Source organism: Burkholderia sp. AU15512 (genome assembly GCF_002223325.1).
Taxonomy (GTDB): domain Bacteria; phylum Pseudomonadota; class Gammaproteobacteria; order Burkholderiales; family Burkholderiaceae; genus Burkholderia.
In genome coordinates, this window is sequence record NZ_NKEX01000006.1 from 372,908 (window position 1) to 390,478 (window position 17,571).

The 17,571-nt window shown below is 66.3% G+C and carries 23 protein-coding genes and 1 tRNA gene; 7 read left to right on the forward strand and 17 right to left on the reverse strand.

Features of this window, described 5'->3' with window-relative positions; translation table 11 throughout:
* Positions 1-2: 2 nt before the first annotated feature.
* On the reverse strand, positions 3-1,304 hold the full coding sequence (locus CFB43_RS21000; protein ID WP_089496407.1) for an aspartate aminotransferase family protein: 1,302 nt from the start codon (positions 1,302-1,304) through the stop codon (positions 3-5).
* Between the two features lie 76 nt (positions 1,305-1,380).
* Here CFB43_RS21000 and CFB43_RS21005 point away from each other — a divergent pair, with 76 nt between their 5' ends.
* A complete protein-coding gene (locus CFB43_RS21005) occupies positions 1,381-2,265 on the forward strand; it encodes a LysR family transcriptional regulator (protein ID WP_179254877.1) in 885 nt (294 codons plus the stop codon).
* Here the strand turns inward: CFB43_RS21005 and CFB43_RS38885 are convergent.
* On the reverse strand, positions 2,246-2,368 hold the full coding sequence (locus CFB43_RS38885; RefSeq protein WP_256990162.1) for a hypothetical protein: 123 nt from the start codon (positions 2,366-2,368) through the stop codon (positions 2,246-2,248). The two genes, CFB43_RS21005 and CFB43_RS38885, sit on opposite strands and share 20 nt — an antisense overlap.
* Before the next feature lie 11 nt (positions 2,369-2,379).
* Entirely contained in the window at positions 2,380-2,598 is a 219-nt protein-coding gene (locus CFB43_RS38455) for a hypothetical protein (RefSeq protein WP_179254862.1), read from the reverse strand.
* A 205-nt stretch (positions 2,599-2,803) separates the two neighbouring features.
* On the opposite strand from CFB43_RS38455, the gene CFB43_RS21015 reads away from it, so the two are divergent.
* Entirely contained in the window at positions 2,804-3,844 is a 1,041-nt protein-coding gene (locus tag CFB43_RS21015) for a T6SS immunity protein Tli4 family protein (protein WP_179254878.1), read from the forward strand.
* A gap of 150 nt (positions 3,845-3,994) precedes the next feature.
* Here the strand turns inward: CFB43_RS21015 and CFB43_RS21020 are convergent.
* Positions 3,995-4,079: transfer RNA gene (locus CFB43_RS21020), tRNA-Leu, on the reverse strand.
* Positions 4,080-4,220: 141 nt separating this feature from the next.
* Between CFB43_RS21020 and CFB43_RS21025 the strand changes: the two genes are divergently transcribed.
* A complete protein-coding gene (locus CFB43_RS21025) occupies positions 4,221-5,546 on the forward strand; it encodes a leucine-rich repeat-containing protein kinase family protein (protein ID WP_089496410.1) in 1,326 nt (441 codons plus the stop codon).
* 15 nt (positions 5,547-5,561) lie between these two features.
* On the opposite strand, the gene CFB43_RS21030 is transcribed toward CFB43_RS21025, so the two are convergent.
* The 8 genes from CFB43_RS21030 to CFB43_RS21065 all read right to left on the reverse strand — a co-directional run bounded on the left by CFB43_RS21030 (position 5,562) and on the right by CFB43_RS21065 (position 11,003).
* On the reverse strand, positions 5,562-6,191 hold the full coding sequence (locus CFB43_RS21030; protein ID WP_089496411.1) for a LysE family translocator: 630 nt from the start codon (positions 6,189-6,191) through the stop codon (positions 5,562-5,564).
* Positions 6,192-6,290: 99 nt separating this feature from the next.
* On the reverse strand, positions 6,291-6,464 hold the full coding sequence (locus CFB43_RS38460) for a hypothetical protein (RefSeq protein WP_166895179.1): 174 nt from the start codon (positions 6,462-6,464) through the stop codon (positions 6,291-6,293).
* Positions 6,465-6,495: 31 nt separating this feature from the next.
* Positions 6,496-6,942: a copper chaperone PCu(A)C gene (locus CFB43_RS21035; RefSeq protein WP_089496412.1), complete on the reverse strand. Its 447-nt coding sequence runs from the start codon at positions 6,940-6,942 to the stop codon at positions 6,496-6,498.
* 80 nt (positions 6,943-7,022) lie between these two features.
* Positions 7,023-7,388: a copper resistance CopC family protein gene (locus tag CFB43_RS21040; protein ID WP_089496413.1), complete on the reverse strand. Its 366-nt coding sequence runs from the start codon at positions 7,386-7,388 to the stop codon at positions 7,023-7,025.
* Positions 7,389-7,690: 302 nt separating this feature from the next.
* The gene (locus CFB43_RS21050; protein ID WP_089496415.1) at positions 7,691-8,068 is read right to left on the reverse strand and encodes a DUF2946 domain-containing protein; all 378 of its coding nucleotides are present in this window, start codon (positions 8,066-8,068) and stop codon (positions 7,691-7,693) included.
* Between the two features lie 92 nt (positions 8,069-8,160).
* Complete coding sequence (locus CFB43_RS21055) at positions 8,161-8,655, reverse strand: SRPBCC family protein (RefSeq protein WP_089496416.1); 495 nt, start codon at positions 8,653-8,655, stop codon at positions 8,161-8,163.
* Positions 8,656-8,711: 56 nt separating this feature from the next.
* Positions 8,712-9,014 (reverse strand): 2Fe-2S iron-sulfur cluster-binding protein, encoded by a 303-nt coding sequence (locus CFB43_RS21060; protein ID WP_089496417.1) that lies wholly within the window; start codon positions 9,012-9,014, stop codon positions 8,712-8,714.
* Positions 9,015-9,101: 87 nt separating this feature from the next.
* The gene (locus CFB43_RS21065; protein WP_089496418.1) at positions 9,102-11,003 is read right to left on the reverse strand and encodes a sigma-54-dependent Fis family transcriptional regulator; all 1,902 of its coding nucleotides are present in this window, start codon (positions 11,001-11,003) and stop codon (positions 9,102-9,104) included.
* 385 nt (positions 11,004-11,388) lie between these two features.
* Between CFB43_RS21065 and CFB43_RS38890 the strand changes: the two genes are divergently transcribed.
* Positions 11,389-11,664, forward strand: coding sequence for a DUF2964 domain-containing protein (locus tag CFB43_RS38890; protein ID WP_256946735.1), 276 nt, complete (start codon positions 11,389-11,391; stop codon positions 11,662-11,664).
* Between the two features lie 239 nt (positions 11,665-11,903).
* Positions 11,904-12,194 carry a DUF1488 domain-containing protein gene (locus tag CFB43_RS21075; RefSeq protein ID WP_039366385.1) on the forward strand — a complete coding sequence of 97 codons (291 nt, stop codon included), beginning with the start codon at positions 11,904-11,906 and terminating at the stop codon, positions 12,192-12,194.
* A 245-nt stretch (positions 12,195-12,439) separates the two neighbouring features.
* Here the strand turns inward: CFB43_RS21075 and CFB43_RS21085 are convergent, their stop codons facing one another.
* Positions 12,440-13,741, reverse strand: a complete 1,302-nt coding sequence (locus CFB43_RS21085; RefSeq protein WP_089462214.1) for an NCS2 family permease — start codon at positions 13,739-13,741, stop codon at positions 12,440-12,442.
* A gap of 140 nt (positions 13,742-13,881) precedes the next feature.
* Between CFB43_RS21085 and CFB43_RS38895 the strand changes: the two genes are divergently transcribed.
* Together CFB43_RS38895 and CFB43_RS21100 are read left to right on the forward strand one after the other, a co-directional pair.
* Positions 13,882-14,022, forward strand: a complete 141-nt coding sequence (locus tag CFB43_RS38895; RefSeq protein ID WP_226272308.1) for a hypothetical protein — start codon at positions 13,882-13,884, stop codon at positions 14,020-14,022.
* A gap of 507 nt (positions 14,023-14,529) precedes the next feature.
* The gene (locus CFB43_RS21100; RefSeq protein ID WP_011354312.1) at positions 14,530-14,808 is read left to right on the forward strand and encodes a hypothetical protein; all 279 of its coding nucleotides are present in this window, start codon (positions 14,530-14,532) and stop codon (positions 14,806-14,808) included.
* A gap of 125 nt (positions 14,809-14,933) precedes the next feature.
* Here CFB43_RS21100 and CFB43_RS21105 read toward each other — a convergent pair whose 3' ends face one another.
* From CFB43_RS21105 to CFB43_RS21115, 4 genes are all read right to left on the reverse strand, one after another.
* Positions 14,934-15,512, reverse strand: coding sequence for a DsbC family protein (locus CFB43_RS21105; RefSeq protein WP_179254879.1), 579 nt, complete (start codon positions 15,510-15,512; stop codon positions 14,934-14,936).
* A gap of 165 nt (positions 15,513-15,677) precedes the next feature.
* Positions 15,678-15,836 (reverse strand): hypothetical protein, encoded by a 159-nt coding sequence (locus tag CFB43_RS38465; protein WP_179250180.1) that lies wholly within the window; start codon positions 15,834-15,836, stop codon positions 15,678-15,680.
* Positions 15,837-16,289: 453 nt separating this feature from the next.
* The gene (locus tag CFB43_RS21110) at positions 16,290-16,577 is read right to left on the reverse strand and encodes a hypothetical protein (protein WP_089496420.1); all 288 of its coding nucleotides are present in this window, start codon (positions 16,575-16,577) and stop codon (positions 16,290-16,292) included.
* A gap of 78 nt (positions 16,578-16,655) precedes the next feature.
* The gene (locus tag CFB43_RS21115) at positions 16,656-17,561 is read right to left on the reverse strand and encodes a metal-dependent hydrolase (RefSeq protein WP_089496421.1); all 906 of its coding nucleotides are present in this window, start codon (positions 17,559-17,561) and stop codon (positions 16,656-16,658) included.
* Between the last annotated feature and the right edge of the window lie 10 nt (positions 17,562-17,571).

A 17,571-nucleotide genomic window follows, 5' to 3' on the forward strand; every position in this document is an offset into this window, starting at 1 on the left:
GGTTACGACGCGCGTTCGATCGCCTGTTCCAGCAGCGACAGGCCGAGGTCGATCTCTTCCTCGCTGACGGTCAGCGGCGGCGCGATCCGAAACACGCCGCCCATGCCCGGCAACTGCACGATGTTCATGCTGAGCCCGAGCTTCATGCATTCGCGCGTGATCTTCGCGCCGAGCCCGTCCGCCGGTTCCTTCGTCCGGCGATCCTTGACGATCTCGACGCCGAGCAGCAGCCCGCGCCCGCGCACGTCGCCGATGCAGTCGAAGCGTTCCATCAGGTCGAGCAGGCCGAGCCGGAGCCGGTCGCCCATTACGTTTGCCCGCTCGACGAGCCCGTCGCGCTGCACGACGTCCAGCACGCGCAGGCCGACGGCCGCCGGCAGCGGGTCCGACACGTGCGTCGTGTAGAACAGGTAACCGAGTTCGTGCGCGCGTTCCTCGATTGCCGCGGACGTCACCATCGCCGCGAGCGGCAGCCCGGCGCCGAGCGTCTTCGACAGCGTCAGGATGTCGGGCGTCACGCCGTCGCGCTGGCACGCGAACATCGTGCCGGTGCGGCCGACGCCCGTTTGCGCCTCGTCGAGGATGAGCAGCATCCCGCGTTCCTCGCACTTGCGCCTGAGCGCCGCCATGTAGCCTTCCGGCAGTTCGATGATCCCGCCCGAGCTGAGGATCGGCTCCGCAATGAACGCCGCGAGGTTGCCGCTCGACTGACGATCGATCAGGTCGAACGCGTAGTCGAGTTCGGCCAGATAGTCGTAGCCACCATTGCGCTCGAAGCGCGGCCGGTACGTGAACGGTGCCGGAATCGCGAACGAGCCGACGGCGGCCGGGCCGACGCCCTTGCGGCCGGCGCTGTAGGTGGCCGACGCGGCCGCGCCGGTCATCCCGTGCCACGATTGCGCGAAGCCGACGATCTCGTACTTGCCGGTGACGAGCTTCGCCATCCTGATCGCCGCTTCGTTCGATTCCGCGCCGGTGCTGAGCAACAGCGCGCGATCGAGCCCGGCGGGCGTGACGTCGGCGAGGCGCGTCGCGAGGTCGACGACCGGCCGCGACAGCATCCCGCTGAACAGGTGGTCGAGCTTGCCCGCGTATTCGCCGATCACGGACACGATCTCCGGATGGCTGTGGCCGAGCACCGCGCTCATCTGGCCCGACGTGAAATCGAGGATCGCGCGGCCGTCCGCGTCGTACACGAAGCTGCCTGTCGCGCGCTCGATGATCATCGGCTCGAACGTGCCGCCGTAGCGGACCAGGTGCTGCCTGGCGTTGCGCCAGAAGGTCGGGTCGTCGTTGAGGGACATCGGGCGTCTCCAGGAAGGGGCGGGGGGCGCTTGCAGTCTAGGCGCGCGTCTGGTTTGATGGAAACGAATAGTTCTAATGCAAGGTAGAAAAGGAGCTAATACCTTGGGACTTTCGCTCGAAATCGACCTGCTGCGCTCGTTCGTCGTGATCGCCGAGATGCGCGCGCTGAGCCGCGCGGCCGCGCGCGTCGGCCGGACCCAGTCCGCGCTCAGCCAGCAGATGAAGCGGCTCGAGGAGGCCGTCGACCAGCCGCTGTTCCAGCGTACCGGGCGCGGCGTGGTGCTGACCCATCCGGGCGAGCGGCTGCTGGTGCACGCGCAGCGCATCCTGCGGCTGCACGACGAGGCGATGGCCGACCTGTGCGGCACGGGGTTGTCGGGGACGATCCGCTTCGGCTGCCCGGACGATTACGCGGAGGTCTGGCTGCCGCCGTTGCTGCGGCAGTTTTCGAGCCAGCATCCGCAGGCGATCGTCGAGGTCGTGTGCGGGCCGACGCCGCGGCTCATCGAGCAGCTGGACAAACGCGCAGTCGATCTGGCGATGATTTCATTGCCGGACGACGGCGCGAACGACGACATCATTCGCCGCGAGCAGCTGGTCTGGATCGGCTATCCGGGGCTGGAGCCTGCACATTTCGATCCGTTGCCGCTGGCGCTGTCCGATCGCGACACGCTCGACCACGTCGCGGCCTGCGAGGTGCTGGATCGTGCGGGCCGCGATTACCGCGTCGCGTATGCGAGCAGCAGTCTCGCGGGGCTGATCGCGCTCGTGCGTTCGGGGCAGGCGTTCGCGGTGATGACGCAGACGGCGGTGCCGGCGGATCTGGCGATCGTCACCGGCGATCCGCGCCTGCCGCCGTTGCCGGCCGTGGGCATTGCGCTGAAGTTCGATCGCAAGCGGCCATCGCATCTGACGGCGGCGTTCGCCGAGCACATCCGGCTCACGCTGCCGTTGTTGTGATGCGCGCGGCCGCCGCGATGATGCATTGATCGACGGTTGTCGACGCCCGTGTCTGGATGTGCGGCTCCATCACGGTATCGCGCACGCGGATCACGGCCTGCATGCCCGACCACTTCAGTTCGGTTTCCTGATATTCGCGACGGGATCGGAACCGGCGACGATGCCGCGGCCCGCGCCGGCACCGACGTGACGGCCGTGCAGAGCACGCGAGACCTCGGCGAGCTGATTGCGTCGTCGACGATTTTGTTGCTTACCGCGAAGGTGCGTTATACAGGCGATCCTGCCGTTTGCACGGTTTATCGAGGCCGTGATGAAGCCGAAGCCGGGTTGCATGACGATCGACGACCACGATCAGGCCCGTGTGCTTACCGGAGCAACTGCTTGCCTCCGATGGTCATTTTCCTGAAAGCTGCCTATTTGATCATTCAGCCGTCGAATTGACGCGGCACGGAAAACGAGCCGCGTATTTCGAATCAGATATTCTTCGTTCGTTGCTCTACAGTATTGAGCAAATCGCAATGGACGCATCGGAGCCGAAATGCTGACACGAGTGGGACGATTTCTGTTTTTGGCGGCGAGCGTCTATGCCTGCTCAATCGCGTTCGCCGAGGAGTTGACGGTCACCAATCCTGTGTTGTCCAACCTGCGTCCGTGGTGCGTCGGCCGCTTCGTATTCGACCGGCCAGCGGCAAGCATGATCACGAATGAGCGGTACGAGTTTCAGGGGGAGAAACTGGAGACACAATACAACGTAGCGCCTGCGACGTATCAGTCCAAGGTTTATGAGCTGGAGAAGAAACTCAAGATAAAGAAGCGCACCGACCCAGGCAGCCGAAATGAACCTTTGTCTCACGTATGGCTGGAACAAGCGTTCTCGCCGACGGGGGAATCCAGGGTATTCATTTACCAGACTGCGTACACGGAAGGCGTTGCCCTGCCATTCGATACTGAAGGGTATATCTACGAAAATAAAACGCTATTTCATACAACCGGCAGTATCGGGTCGGCGGCAATTGATCGGGCGCAAGAGATCTACAACGGCATCTATCGCCGGATCAAGGCACGTGATAACTGGTCGGTCCCGACCGAATCCGGATTCTGCTTTGACGGCGGGATTGCCACGGGCTCGTCGACTTCTACAGAGGAAGTGTCTCAGTCGTTTGCGCTGATGCCGGGTCGTCCGGCGCTGCTGGTGATCCAGATGCGTGACGCGGTGGACGTCGATCAGAAATCACCGCTGACGAAGACACTGCCCGAACTGCGGTCACAACTTAACCGGCTGTCAAACGGCAGCTACCGCATCGTGCGGAAAGGCAAGCGCACCGTCGCGGGAATGGACGCCGAAGAAGTGCTGTTCGAACTGAACGAAGGCGACATCACTTCGTATCGCTTCTACCTGCTCGCACCAGGCGATCCGGCTACGCTGGCGAAACCCCATACCGCCATTCAGTTGATACTCGGCGCAAGGACGCCCGATTTGTCGCGGGATGAAGCAACGTCGCCCGTGGATGAAGCTGGCGCGCTGCAAGTGTGGGAGGCGTTCCTGAACAGTCTTCGACTGAGGCCAGGCGCCGTCTGATCGACAGGGATGGATGCGACGGCCCGACATTGTCCAGGCACTTTTGCCGGCGACGACCTGCCGCGGCCGAACATCAAGAAACAAAAAACCCGCGAAGCGTCGTGCTGTCGCGGGTTTCCGGAATGGCGGTGCATGCGGAGAAACCGCATTTGGTGCCGACGGCGAGACTCGAACTCGCACAGCTTTCGCCACTACCCCCTCAAGATAGCGTGTCTACCAATTTCACCACGTCGGCACTGCAAGGGGCGCAATTCTAGCGCGACGTTGCGCGTTTGTGAAGGGGGTGTGACAAGATAGGTGAATGCACGCAGGCGATCCCGGTAGAATTCGGGCGATCGACCCGACGATCATCGCAACCGCCACCCGTTTTCCCCGCGTGACACACCCCCTCGAACAACTGCAGGCCGGCCAGCTCGCCGGCGCACGGCAACTCAAGCTCGCATGCGGGTTGACGGAATTCCCGCGCGCGATCTTCGATCTCGCCGACACGCTCGAAGTGCTCGACCTGACCGGCAATGCGCTGTCCGCACTGCCGGACGACCTGCCGCGGCTGCACCGCCTGCGCATCCTGTTCGCGTCCGGCAACCGCTTTACCGCGTTCCCCGACGTGCTCGGCGCGTGCGGGCAGCTCGACATGATCGGCTTCAAGGCGAACCGGATTCAAACGGTGCCGAGCGGGTCGCTGCCGCGCGCGCTGCGCTGGCTGATCCTCACCGACAACGCCATCGACGCATTGCCGGCCGACATCGGCGATTGCTCGCGGCTGCAGAAGCTGATGCTCGCGGGCAACCGGCTGCGCACGCTGCCGGCGGAAATGGCCGGATGCCGCGCGCTCGAACTGGTTCGCCTGTCCGCGAACCGGCTGGACGCACTGCCCGACTGGCTGCTGCGCCTGCCGCGCCTCGCATGGCTCGCCACCGCAGGCAACCCGTTCGGCGCCGCGCCGGAAGCCGCGGCGTCGGCCGGGCCCGAGGTCGCGAACGTCGACTGGGCATCGCTGGCCTGCGAGCAGAAGCTCGGGGAGGGGGCGTCGGGCGTCATTTACCGTGCGCAATGGCGCGCGGACGGGCATCCGCCACGGGCGGTCGCGGTCAAGCTGTTCAAGGGCGCGGTGACGAGCGACGGCCTGCCCGATTGCGAAATGGCCGCGTGCCTGCACGCCGGCCGCCATCCGGGCATGATCCCGGTGATCGGCGAGGTGAGCGGGCATCCGGACGGCACGCACGGCCTGGTGATGGAACTGGTCGATCCCGCGCTGACGAACCTCGCCGGGCCGCCGAGCTTCGCGACCTGCACGCGCGACGTGTATGCGGCCGATGCGAAATTCATGCCGGTGGAGGCGGTGCGGATCGCGCATGGCATCGCGTCGGTGGCGGGCCATCTGCACGAGCGCGGCATCATGCATGGCGACCTGTACGCGCACAACATCCTGCACGATGGCGAAGGCGGCGCGCTGCTCGGCGATTTCGGCGCGGCGTCGCTCTATGACGTGAACGATTGCACACGCGCTATGGCGTTCGAACGGATCGAGGTAAGGGCGTTCGGCCATCTGCTCGGCGAGTTGCTCGAACGATGCGAGCCGCACACATGGGCCGGCCGAAACGCGCTCGATGCGCTCGCGGCGGCGTGCGTGAATGAAGACGTCGATGCGCGGCCGTCGTTTGGCGAGATCGCGACCGAGTTGGCCGCACACACGCGCTGACGGGCGCGCGTCGGCTTAAGCCTGCCGCGCAGTCAGCAGCCTGATCCCGAGCCCGACGAACAGCAGCCCGCTGGCGCGCTTGAGCGCGCGCACCGCGCGGCTCATGCCGACACCGCGATGGAATCGGCGCACGCCGGCTGAATAGACGCTGTGAACGATCACCACCGTGCATGCGATCGTCGCGTACATCACGACGAACTGCAGCGCGAGCGGGCGGTCGTGCACGATGAACTGCGGCATGAATGCCGACAGGAAGATCATCGTCTTCGGATTGCTGCCCGATACGAACAGTGCTTCGCGGAACAGTTTCCCGCGGTCGGGCGCGGCGATCTCTTCTGCCCCGGTCGTAGCGGCGGCCTTGCGGTCGCCGCGCAGTTGCCGGACACCCAGGAACATCAGGTACGCGGCGCCGACCACCTTCATCGCGACGAACAGCGGCGGCATCGCGGCCAGCACCGCGCCGACGCCGAGCGCGACGAGCACCACGACCACCCCTTGCGCGACGAGGTTGCCCGCGATCGTCGCGGCCGTGCCGTGCGTGCCGTAGCGCACCGTGTTGCGGATGACGAGCAGCACGTTCGGCCCCGGCGACAGCGTCGTCGCGAGATAGGCTGCGGCAAACAGCATCCAGGTCTGAATGGACATGCGGCGCTCCGAGAGGCGGTTCCGGCGGTCGGGATGGAGCGATGATGCCACGCCAATATTTGACGCAGGCTTGCGCCGGAACCGCGCCGTCGCGGTGCGTCAGCTCGCGTCGCGCATGCAGTACGCCGGGATCGACGGCGGTGTGTCGATCGCGGCGGGCCGTGTCATCCACGCGATCCACCCGGCCCATATCCCGCAGACGATCATCACGGCGACGTTCAGCGGTGTCCGGTAGCGGACGATCAGGTCGGCCAGCGGCAGGCGATGTTTCATGTGCATCTCCTTCGATCGGGGGCGGTGGACGTTACTGGCCGGCGTAGGTCGGCGCCTTGGCGTCGCAGGTCACGGACACCGTCGAGCCGTCCGCGAAATGCAGCCGGAACGGCACCTTCGCGCCGGGCGCGACGGCCTGGCGCGGTTGCTCGAGCATCACGTGATAGCTCTTCGGCTTGAAGGTCAGCGTGCCGTGCGCGGGCACTTCGACGGCGCCGACGTGGACCATCTTCGCGGTGCTGCCGCTCGTTTGTGTTTCATGCAGCATCGCCATCCCGTACGCCGGCGAGTCGAGGCCGGTCAGCGTGATGGGCGCGTCGCCGTCGTTCTTCAGCGTGAAGTAGCCGGACGACGGCACGGTTGCCGGCATCGCGCGGATCCAGCAGTGTTCTGCCTGCACGGCCGGCGCGGCGAACGTGGCGGGGGTTTGCAGCGCCAGCAGTGCGAACAGCAGGCCGGTCGGAATCGAGCGCTTCATGATTGGTTCTCCTGATGGGTAGATGCAGTGGAAAATGGGGCGACGCGGCTGGCACGGAACGCCGATGCGCATCGCGGGCATCATTTCAGCGCGAACGCGTAGTGGCCGTGCGTGCGATGGCCGTCGCTGGCCACCGCGATCCACGCGACCGTGTACGTGCCGGCCGTCAGATGGGTCAGCGCGACCTGCATGCGCTTTCGGTTGCCTGCATCGACGGACGATTTCCCGTCGACGACCGATTGCCCATGGCTGTCGGTGACGACGATCGAGCTGAATGCGGGTTCGAGCGCTTCGCTGAAGCCGATCGTGACCGCGTGCGGCGCGGTCGAAAGCGTGGCGTCGGCGGCCGGTTCCTGAGTCTTCGGAAGCGCATGGGCGTGGGCGGCCTGGAGGACGACGAAGCCGAGTGCGGCGAGCGCGCCGCGAACGAAAGAGGGGGTATTCATGGTCGAATGTGCGAGTGGCGAATCGGATGGCGTAACACGGATTCGACGGACGGATGCACGCGTACCCTCGCAGCAGCACCGAGGGCGGCTGGCGTCAGCGCGAACGTGCGCGGCCGGACGTTCGCCCGCGAGCGAATGTCGGCGCGACAGTACGAACCGGAAGTCGCCAGCCGCACGCACGGCACGACGCCGAGCGCAATACGGTGACACATGATCGTCCTTCGAAACGTGACAGGTCGCACACGCCGGCGGCGTGCGCGGGCCACGCGATGCTTGACGGCATCACGGGCATTGACGACGAATCAGGACGCGAACGGAGGGGCGCGCGGTTGCGCGGCCGTGAGCGGCAGCGCGCGGCGCAGGCTGTCGAAGCGGGTCGCTTCGCGATGCTGAATGACGTGCACGTTGGCCGCGAACGTCAGTTCGGGCGCGGGCAGTGCGGGTGTGTGAGCAAGCAGGCTGCAATAGCCGCATGCCTGGAGGTGGGCCGTCAGGCTCTTCTGCGCCGCATCGGCGGCGCGCTCGCCGGTGGCCGGCGCGGCCGTGCAGTAGCCGGCCAGCAGCGTATCGACGCGCTGCTGCGTCGTTAGTGCCTGCGAGATCGTCGGCGCGAGCGCCGTCATCAGGATGGCGAGCATCCCGATCAGACTGCCGATCTTCCGGAGGCGACGACTCAGCATGCGATGCGCGGTGACGTACAGGCGACGATGGAGCGGATTATGCCACGCACGTCGATGCGCATGTCGGCACGGACCTGCGGCGTGGCGGCGCGCTACGCGTGCTTCGCCAGGTATTTCGTGATCAGTGTCATCTGCGCGGCCCAGCCCTGGTCGTTCATCTCGCGCGCCTTCGCGCGGCGCGCTTCGATCAACTGGTCGAAGCCCGTTTCGGTGACCGTGAGCAGCGTGCCGCCGGCCTGTGCGGCGAGCGTGAACGTGACGAGCGTCATCGGCTCGGTCGAGTAATCGAAGGTCGGGTCGATCGCGAACGGATGCCAGCGAAACGAGAACAGTTGTTTCGGCTCGACGCGGTCGACGACGATTTCGAACACAGTGCCCGCGTAGGGCTCTTGCGCCTTGGCGACGTCGTCGTCGACGCGGGTCGGCGTGATGCGGCCGAACAGCGGCTGGCCGGCCGCGAACGGGCCGTCGAACGTGACGCCGAACCACTGGCCGAATTCGCCGGAATTGCTGACGGCTTCCCACACGCGGTCGGGCGATGCGTCGAGCTGGGCCTGTTTTTCGATGCGATCGGTTTGCTGGGTCATGACGTTCTCCACTCAGGATCAACCTTTGCAGGACGGCCCGCGCGAGCGCGCCGCGGCTAGTCGAGCATGACCGCGTCGGGCACGTCGAGCACGAGGTCCGACGTCGCGACGGCCACGCACGGCAGCGTATAGCCTTCGGCCTTTTCCTCGCGGCTCAGCCCTGGCCATTCGATCGTGTAGCGTACGCTGCCGCTGACGATCCGGCAAAGGCAGCTTCGGCACGTGCCGTTGCGGCACGAACGCGGCAGCGATACGTGCGCGAACGCGGCGGCTTCGAGCAGCGTCAGCGAATCGGGCGCATCGAAGGTCGCGCCGAGCGGCTCGATGCGCACGAGGGGCAGGTGTTCCGGGTCGGTCATGGCGGAGGCGGGGCTGGCGGCGGTTCGGCGGCAACGCGCCAAGCATACCCGAACGTGCTGGCGGCCGGCGCCGGCCGGCCGCCGGCGTCAATGCCGGCGCAGGTGCCGGTACACGGTATTGCGGGCGAGACCGAGCTCGCGCGCGGCCGCCGATACGTTGCCGCCATGTCGCGCGAGCACGGCGTCGATCACCGCGGCCTGGTGGCTTTGCAGCGTGGTTCCTTCGTGCGTGCCGGCCGATGCGGCCGGCGCTGCGGTGGCAGGCGCCGGTGCGTCGTCGCAATCGAGCCAGAAATCGTCGGGCAAATGGGCGAGCGTGATTTCCGCTTCGTCTTCGGCGAGCATGCCGGCCGTACGCAGCACGTTGGTCATCTGGCGCAGGTTGCCGGGCCAGCGGTGGCGCGTGAACGCGTCGAGCACGTCGGCCGCGATGCGGCGCGGCATCGGTTCGCTGCGCGCGAGCCGCGCGAGAATCCGCTCGACGAGCGCGGGCAGATCGGTGCGTGCGGCGAGCGCCGGCAGCGTGACCGCGAGCCCGTTGATCCGGTAGAACAGGTCTTCGCGGAACGTGCCTTCCGCGATCATCGCGCGCAGGTCGCGATGGGTCGCGCAGACCACCCGCACGTCGACCGGCACCGCGCGCGCACCGCCGAGCGGCATCACCGCGCGTTCCTGCAGCACGCGCATCAGCCTGACTTGCTGCGCGAGCGGCATGTCGCCGATTTCGTCGAGAAACAGCGTGCCGCCGTCGGCCTGCACGATCTTGCCGGGGCTGCCGCGCTTGCGTGCGCCGGTGAATGCGCCGTCCTCGTAACCGAACAGCTCGGCCTCGATCAGCGAATCGGGCAGCGCCGCGCAGTTGACCGCGACGAACGGGCCGTCCGCGCGCGGCGATGCGTGGTGCAGCGCACGGGCGAGCCATTCCTTGCCGGTACCGGTCTGGCCGAGGATCAGCAGCGGCAGGTCGCGCCCGCGGATCTTCGCGACGCGTTCGAGCACGGCGGCCATGCGTGCGTCGCCGGTGTCGAGCGTCGCGAACGTGATCGTGTCGGGGTCCGGCGTGCGCACCCGTACGGCGGGCGCGGGCGGCGTGACGGCGACGGTGGTCTTGTGCGCTTCCGCGAATTCGCAGCGCGCCAGCACGCGGACGCCGGTCGACAGCGTGAGGCGGAACATCGCACCGGGTGTGCGTGCCGCCTGCTGCGCGAGCTGGCCGAAGCGCATGCCGAACAGCGCGTCGCTGGCCTGATGCTGCAGTGCGTCGAACGACGCGCCGAGCTGGAATTGCGCGCTGCGGTTCGCGGCGATCAGCCCGCCGTCGGGGCCGAAGGCGACGAGCCCGGCGAACAGCGAATCGACGCATTCCTCGTGCGCATGAAAGCGCAGCCGCAACGCTTCCGCGCACTGGTTCGCGAACAGGTGGTTCTCGATCAGTTGCGCGGACATCCTTACGAGTGCCAGCGTATGCGGGCTCGAGCCGCGCGGGTCGCCGCTGACGTCGAGCGTGCCGAGCGTGCGGCCGAACGGATCGAAGATCGGCGCGCACGAGCAGGTGAGGATGTGGTTGGCGCGCAGGAAGTGCTCGGAGCCATGCACTGCGACGGCCTGGCCCGATGCGAGCGCGGTGCCGATCGCGTTGGTGCCGCGTGCGCCTTCCGCCCACGACACGCCGGTACACAGCGCGACGCGGTTGGCTTTCTCGATGAAGTCGGCGTCGCCGATGCTGTGCAGGATCACGCCGTCGGCGTCGGTCAGCAGCACGAGGCTTTGCGTGTCGGCGATCTGCGCGTGGAGGTTCTCCATCACCGGGCGGGCGTGGGAGAACAGTGCGTGATTCGTGTCGAGCAGTTCGCGCAGTGCGAGGCGCGACAGCGGCGAGAAATCCGGGCGTTCGTGCGCGCGCAGGCCGACCGCGGTCGAACGCGCATGCGCCTGCGCGAGCAGGTCGGTGCGACCCGCGGTGGCGGGCAGCACGAAGGGTTGCGGCATGACTTGTCTCCTGTCGACAGCAGTTAGCGCTTTAGCGCTTACTGCTGTCCCATGCTTCGCGGTCGACCTGAGTTAGCGCTTTAGCGTTTACTCTGGTCCCATGCTTCGCGGTCGACCCGAGTTGGCGCTTTAGCGCCTGCTCTGGTCCCATGCTCCGCGGTCGAGCCCGGTGAGCATTTCAACACTCACTCAGGCCCCATGCTCCTCGAAATCGGCCGATCCGGCGCACGCGTGCGCACCGAAATCCTCTACGGATTCCCGCCTTCGCGTGCGGCGCACCATCAGCGTGCGAACGGCAACCATCCGGGTACGCATCATCATACAAGCGCCGCGTACGAAGCGCGACCGCGAACAAAATCCCCTTGCTTTTAAGCGGCCGCCTGCAATGATGGAAATGGAACACGCACGCGCCGTGTTCCGCATTGCAACATGCATGCGACGCGACATGCATCCGTTCGGGAGACGCATCATGGTTCGGACGGAACTGAGAGTCGTGCTGGCGGCCATCGCCACATTCATCATGCTGGGCGGCATCGCCGTGGCGATCCACGGGCTGCTGTTCGATCTGGCCGATGCGGTGCGATACGGGGCGGCCGCGATTGCGGTGGGTGCCACGACGGCTGCCATCGCGCTCAACGTCTGGCCGAACGACCCTCACTGACGCCGGTTTCCGAAACGGTGCCGGATGCCGCGCTGATCTGATGAAATGCGCGTCGGAACGACGCACGCGGAATATTTGTCTCCTGCGCGAAACCGTCTAAAGTGGAAATCAACCGGCATGCAGTGTCCGCGCCTATCCCCGCGGGCGGTGCCTCCGCCGGCGAGCCCGCGTACACTTCGTCCGGCCGGTAGCGGACGACGGACGCGGTCATTCGTTTTCTACCGGTCGAGGCGGCTCCCATGCAGATCCATTTCACGAACGAGAAGCCCGAGTATTCGGGGCGCGACCTGATGCTGGCGTTCACGGCGTTGGTCAATGGCGAGCGGGTCCAATGTCAGATCACCGCCGAGGCGCTGGAAGATCACTTCGGCGCGGCGTCGCCGCGCTTCGAGGACATGGTCGGCGCATTCGACCAGCACCGCGACCGTATCGAGGCGGCTGCACGGCGCCTGCTGTCGGAGACGCGCGCGCAGTGCGTGACGCTGCGCAGCGGCTACGTCCGCTTCTATGAGGCCAACTGGCGCGGATGACACGACGTTCGTCTGGCGGCGCGCGTCGCTGAGCGCTGCGCACGCGAAGACGTTGCCTTTCACGTAATGCCGTTCGGTGGGGCCGGGCGGCATTTTCGTATGCGGGCCGCACCGGATTGCCCGACCGTCGGCATGGCTGCGCGTGTCGATTCGTCAGGATCGCAGAAGAATCCTGTGAAAACGAAAACGCCACCCGAAGGTGGCGTTTTTCATCATGCATCATGCCGCGCGCCGAAGCGCCGGCGTCATTCGCTGCCGAGATAGAAGAAGCGGAACAGGAACACGGCTGCGATGAGCCACACGATCGGCTTGACCGAGCGGGCCTGGCCCGTCAGCAGCTTGAGACCGCCGTACGCGATGAAGCCGAATGCCACGCCGTTCGCGATCGAGTACGTGAACGGCATCAGCAGTGCGGTCAGCGCGGCGGGCACGGCTTCCGTGGCATCGTCCCACGGCACCTCGACCATCTCGCGCAGCATCAGGCACGACACGTACAGCAGGGCCGGTGCCGTCGCGTACGCCGGCACGACGCCGGCGAGCGGTGCGATGAACAGGCACGCGAGGAACAGCACCGCGACGGTGATGGCCGTCACGCCCGTGCGGCCGCCGGCCTGCACGCCCGACGCGCTTTCGATATACGCAGTGGTCGACGACGTGCCGAGCACCGAGCCCGCGACGATCGCCGTGCTGTCGGCGAGCAGCGCCTTGTTCAGGCGGTTCATCTTGCCTTCGACGAGCAGGCCCGCGCGGTTCGCGACGCCCATCAGCGTGCCCGTCGCGTCGAACAGCTCGACGAGGAAGAACACGAGGATCACGTTGATGATGCCGGTCGACAGCGCGGCCCCGATGTCGAGCTTGAACAGCGTCGCGTCGATCGACGGCGGCGCGGAGAACACGCCGTGGAACTGGTTGTCACCGAAGAAGAACGACAGGACCGTGACGCCGATGATGCCGATCAGGATCGCGCCGCGCACGCGCAGGTGGTCGAGCGTGACGATCGTGAAGAAGCCGACGATCGCGAGGATCGTGTCGTGCTTGTGCAGGTCGCCCAGCGTGACGAGCGTGGCCGGGTTGCCGACGATCACGCCCGACGTCTTCAGCGAGATGATGCCGAGGAACAGGCCGATACCCGCGGTGATCGAGATCCGCAGCGATTTCGGAATGCCGTTGACGATCGCCTCTCGTACGCGGAACAGCGTGACGAGCAGGAACAGGCAGCCGGAGATGAACACCGCGCCGAGCGCGGCCTGCCACGTGAAGCCCATCCCCTTGACCACCGTGTACGCGAAATATGCGTTCAGGCCCATGCCGGGCGCGCATGCGATCGGGTAGTTCGCGTACAGCCCCATGATGAGCGACGCCAGCGCCGCGACGAGGCAGGTCGCGACGAACACGGATTCCTTCGGCATGCCGGCGTCGCCGAGGATCGCGGGATTGACGAAGATGATGTAGGCCATCGTCAGGAACGTGGTGACGCCCGCGAGTATTTCGGTGCGGAAGTCGGTGCCGGCTTCAGCGAAGCCGAAATACCGCTTGATGGATTCCATGAAGGCGTTTCTCCGGTCGGTTGTCGTGTTGCTTGTTGTGCCGAATTGTTGTAAAGGCAGCGCGGCCGGCCTACTGTAACCAGCCACTATTGCCCGGCTATCGGCGGATTGTAATAGCGCGGATAGCTCGGACGATATAGTTGGAGGGCACGATCGAAAGATCGATCGGCTGCCTGCGCGCGAGCGGTCTGGCAGCCCGGTCGCGCGACGAAGGCGCGCATTTTACCGGTTCGGGCGGAACGGGCTGGCAGAAATGGCTGAAACGGGAGCGGGATGCGTGAACGACGCCGGCCGATGCGTGCGCAACGGCGTGCAAGGCGGCACGCGCGGTCGATCACGCGGCGTGGTGCGGGACGATGACATCCGACTGAAACGGCGCGCCCGCATGCTGCACGAACGCGGGGCAGGCGGCGCGTGCGCGCGAACGCACGTGCGAGGCCGGTCCGGATGCCCGGCAGCGGCGTGCAGCGGCCATTCGTCAGTCCAGACGGGTGCAGATATCGGGCTATCGTGCGCCGAAGCCGTCACGCCCGCAACTGTCATTTCGTGATGCGGGGGTGACTGTGGTTTCTGTGTAAAAGATTGCAAGACCCCATCGCGTAAACCGGCAAGTCTTTCTAGGATAGATACACCGCGCATGCACACGCCGGCCAGTAATTGCCGACGCGGGGGAGTCGCAGTCCGTGCAGGCCAGGCGGTGAAGTGCGGTCAAGGCCGTTGCGTGTTCGGGCAGGCACGGCCGCTTGCGATTGCCCGATGCGGGTTCGTCCGTAATCACGGAGGTCAGCATGTTGAACTGGATCAGCCGTTGGGCGATGCGACACGCCCCCACGCCGGAAAAAACCGCTGCGTCGATGCTCGTGACGGCGCGCATGGAACTGTTCGCAGCCGAACAGCGCGTCATCGACGCGAAATTACAAGCGGATTACTGGCGTACACGTGTGTCATTCCTGGAAGAGGTGCAGAAGCAGGGCATCGATCCGTGGGTGACCTCGCAGGCAGCGCAACGTCCCGACCTCGAGTCCACTCCACGAAGCACGGGCCCGCGTCTCGCCGCCAGCACCTGATGCACCTGTTGCATCCCGTCGCTGCGCACGGCGCGCGATCGGTCGCGGCACGCACCGGCGTGCCGCGTCATTGAAAGCGCACCCGCGATGCGATAGCGCGTCGCGGGTGCGTGCATTTCCTCGATTCAGTCGTTCAGCAACGTTTCTATGGCGGGTGCGGAAACCGCACCGGACGTCATGCGGCCGTTCGCGTTGAACAGCGTCGGCGTGCCGCGCAGGCCCAACGCAAGGCCGAGCGCGCGGATCTGCGCGAGCGGTGCGGCGCACGTGCCGGCGGCAGGTTGCACGTTGTCGATCATCCACGCTTTCCACGCCGCATTCCGGTCATTCGCGCACCAGACGCCGCGCGCATGCGCGGCGGCCTGCGGATGGAGTCCCTCGAGCGGATAGAGGAAGGTGTGAATGGTCACGTTGTCGATCCGTTCAAGCGTGCGCTCCAGTCTTTTGCAATAGGAACAATCCGGATCGGAGAAGACGTAGAGCGTCCGCGTGCCGTTGCCGCGGACCGTCTGGATCGCGTGGGCGCGCGCCATCGACGCCAGAACCGCGCCGGTGTCGCGCGCCGCAATGCGGGTGCCGGGGGCCAGCGTGATCGCGCCGGAAGACGCCGCTGGCGCGCCGTGACTTGCCGGTGCGGGCGCCGCGTTCACGATGGAGGGGAGGCTCGCGAGCAGGCTCGAAAGCACGGTCAACCGGAGCAGCATTCGTTGTGTCATGTTGATTCGGTATGCGAATAATTTGGGAGATCCGCACACCGCGTACGTACGTGAGAAACGAGTGCGAGTCCGGTTCAGTGCATGCCGTGAACGCGTCGGCGATGCCCGGCCGAGCGGGCATCACGCCGGCTTGCCCGGGCACGCGCACGGCGCTCAGTGGCCGGCTGCTTCCGCGCTTGCCTGGTCGCTCGCCTGGTCGCTGGTCTGTTGCTGGGCAGCGGGTGCGTCGTGGTCAGGATCGTCGCAGGCGACGGCGTTGCCGCTGACGGCGAATGCTGCGGCGAGAGCAAGTATCACTCGGGATGCGTTCATCAGATAATCTCCGGTTTCGATGGTGGGAACGCCTTCTCGGGTGACACAAGGCGTTCGGGATACGTAGTGTGTCCACGCCGCATCGATGCGACCAACTTCCTGAAGAGAATCTCAATACGCGGGTGCTTTCGGTCCCTTGTTCCCGCTGGCGCGAGCGTCGCGTGCGGCTGACGGGCAACGTGCTTGCGCGGCGCGTCGTGTTCTTCGTTCGATTCACTGGACCGGACGGACGGCGCGCAACCTCGAAAAAAGGCCTCGGCCGTTTCCGGCGAGGCCTGGTGTGAGGGGCGGCGGTACCCATCGGCGCGCTGACGCGCCGGCGCCATCGATGACGCACCGTTTCGTGCCTGTGCCCGGCGATGGATCGCGATGGCAATGAGCGCGAACACAGGCACGCGAGCGCGTGCGTCGCCGCGCGGCGGCGTCAATGACAATATTCGACGCGGGCGCGGGTCACGCGTCGCGTTGCGCGAGCCCGTTCACGAGCAGCTCGGACAGCAGGCCCGTCATCCCTTCCGGGTGCGTGGCCGCGCGGGCCTTGAGCTGTTCGACGAGGTCGGCATTGAGCTTGCAGGCGAACGGCACGAGGCCCTGTTCCTGGTCGAGCTTGCGCTGCGCGCGGCGGTCGAGCTTGGCCGCTTCTTCGGCGCCCTTGCCGAAACGCGCGGAGCTGGATTGCTTCAGCGCGTGCGTCAGCTTGAGCGCCTTGTTCTTTTCGAGATCGGTTTTCTTCATGGCCATCGCGGCACCTCCGGGAAATGAAGCCGCGATTGTACGCATTTCGGCGGGCGCCGCCCGCCGAGCCGGCAGGAAACCCGTTCAGGCACCCTTCGTCGTGCCCCAGTTGCCGCCGTGCGCGGCCGCCTGCGCGGCCGGCGAGCGGGCGAGATAGGCGAGCGCCTGTTCGGTCGAGCCTTCGTGGTGCGGCGTATAGCCCGGCTTGAAATAGCGCAGCGCCGCGCCGATCACCTTCCAGAACGACGGCAGGTGCCCGCGCCGCGAGCCTTGCCACCACGCGAGCACGAAACCCGGGTAGCGGCCGGCGGCCGGGTCGCGCCGGTACATGAACTTCGCGCCCGTCGTGATGTAGTAGAGCAGCAGCAGGATCACGAACGCCATGTGCACGCAGCGCTCCGGATAGGTGCCGCCCAGGTGCCGGTAGATGTCGAACGCGACCGTGCGGTGCTCGACTTCCTCGGCGCCGTGCCAGCGCAGCAGGTCGACCATCGTCGGGTCGGCACGGCCTTCGTCGAGCCCGTGCGCGTTGAGCACCCAGTTGCCGAGATAGCCGAAGAAATGCTCGAGCGACGCGATCACCGCGAGCTGCTGGCGCAGCCAGAAACGCGTGTGGCCGATCTTCAGCCCGAGCGGCTGTTCGCCGAGCACGCGCGTGAAGAGGCGATTGAGCTTCTGCGTGAACGGCTTCGTGTCGATCCCGTGCCGGTCGTAGTAGTGCTTGAGCACGCCGCCGTGCGAACGCGAATGGACGGCTTCCTGCCGCAGGAAACCTTCGGCCTCGTCGCGCAGGCGCGCATCGGTGATCAGCGGCAACGCCTTGTTGTACACGCGGCAGAACCACAGTTCGCCTTCCGGGAACAGCAGGTTCAGCGTGTTGATGATGTGCGTGCTGCCCGGGTCGTTCGGCACCCAGGTAATCGGCGTGTCGCTGAAGTCGAACTTCACGTGCCGGGCCTTGATCTTGTGATAGTCGGCGGTATCGGTCATCTGTGTCTCC

What these genes read in the sequence shown, in the direction of transcription:
- CFB43_RS38455 (WP_179254862.1), bottom strand. Translation starts at nt 2,598, where the DNA reads ATGCAACCCGGCTTCGGCTTCATCACGGCCTCGATAAACCGTGCAAAC.
- CFB43_RS21050 (WP_089496415.1), bottom strand. Translation starts at nt 8,068, where the DNA reads ATGCTGAGTCGTCGCCTCCGGAAGATCGGCAGTCTGATCGGGATGCTC.
- CFB43_RS21105 (WP_179254879.1), bottom strand. Translation starts at nt 15,512, where the DNA reads ATGCTGCTCCGGTTGACCGTGCTTTCGAGCCTGCTCGCGAGCCTCCCC.
- CFB43_RS38890 (WP_256946735.1), top strand. Translation starts at nt 11,389, where the DNA reads ATGATGGAAATGGAACACGCACGCGCCGTGTTCCGCATTGCAACATGC.
- CFB43_RS21075 (WP_039366385.1), top strand. Translation starts at nt 11,904, where the DNA reads ATGCAGATCCATTTCACGAACGAGAAGCCCGAGTATTCGGGGCGCGAC.
- CFB43_RS21030 (WP_089496411.1), bottom strand. Translation starts at nt 6,191, where the DNA reads ATGTCCATTCAGACCTGGATGCTGTTTGCCGCAGCCTATCTCGCGACG.
- CFB43_RS21040 (WP_089496413.1), bottom strand. Translation starts at nt 7,388, where the DNA reads ATGAATACCCCCTCTTTCGTTCGCGGCGCGCTCGCCGCACTCGGCTTC.
- CFB43_RS21085 (WP_089462214.1), bottom strand. Translation starts at nt 13,741, where the DNA reads ATGGAATCCATCAAGCGGTATTTCGGCTTCGCTGAAGCCGGCACCGAC.
- CFB43_RS21065 (WP_089496418.1), bottom strand. Translation starts at nt 11,003, where the DNA reads ATGCCGCAACCCTTCGTGCTGCCCGCCACCGCGGGTCGCACCGACCTG.
- CFB43_RS21000 (WP_089496407.1), bottom strand. Translation starts at nt 1,304, where the DNA reads ATGTCCCTCAACGACGACCCGACCTTCTGGCGCAACGCCAGGCAGCAC.
- CFB43_RS21110 (WP_089496420.1), bottom strand. Translation starts at nt 16,577, where the DNA reads ATGGCCATGAAGAAAACCGATCTCGAAAAGAACAAGGCGCTCAAGCTG.
- CFB43_RS38465 (WP_179250180.1), bottom strand. Translation starts at nt 15,836, where the DNA reads ATGAACGCATCCCGAGTGATACTTGCTCTCGCCGCAGCATTCGCCGTC.
- CFB43_RS21115 (WP_089496421.1), bottom strand. Translation starts at nt 17,561, where the DNA reads ATGACCGATACCGCCGACTATCACAAGATCAAGGCCCGGCACGTGAAG.
- CFB43_RS21035 (WP_089496412.1), bottom strand. Translation starts at nt 6,942, where the DNA reads ATGAAGCGCTCGATTCCGACCGGCCTGCTGTTCGCACTGCTGGCGCTG.
- CFB43_RS38885 (WP_256990162.1), bottom strand. Translation starts at nt 2,368, where the DNA reads ATGCAGGCCGTGATCCGCGTGCGCGATACCGTGATGGAGCCGCACATC.
- CFB43_RS21005 (WP_179254877.1), top strand. Translation starts at nt 1,381, where the DNA reads ATGCAAGGTAGAAAAGGAGCTAATACCTTGGGACTTTCGCTCGAAATC.
- CFB43_RS21060 (WP_089496417.1), bottom strand. Translation starts at nt 9,014, where the DNA reads ATGACCGACCCGGAACACCTGCCCCTCGTGCGCATCGAGCCGCTCGGC.
- CFB43_RS21055 (WP_089496416.1), bottom strand. Translation starts at nt 8,655, where the DNA reads ATGACCCAGCAAACCGATCGCATCGAAAAACAGGCCCAGCTCGACGCA.
- CFB43_RS21015 (WP_179254878.1), top strand. Translation starts at nt 2,804, where the DNA reads ATGCTGACACGAGTGGGACGATTTCTGTTTTTGGCGGCGAGCGTCTAT.
- CFB43_RS21100 (WP_011354312.1), top strand. Translation starts at nt 14,530, where the DNA reads ATGTTGAACTGGATCAGCCGTTGGGCGATGCGACACGCCCCCACGCCG.
- CFB43_RS38460 (WP_166895179.1), bottom strand. Translation starts at nt 6,464, where the DNA reads ATGAAACATCGCCTGCCGCTGGCCGACCTGATCGTCCGCTACCGGACA.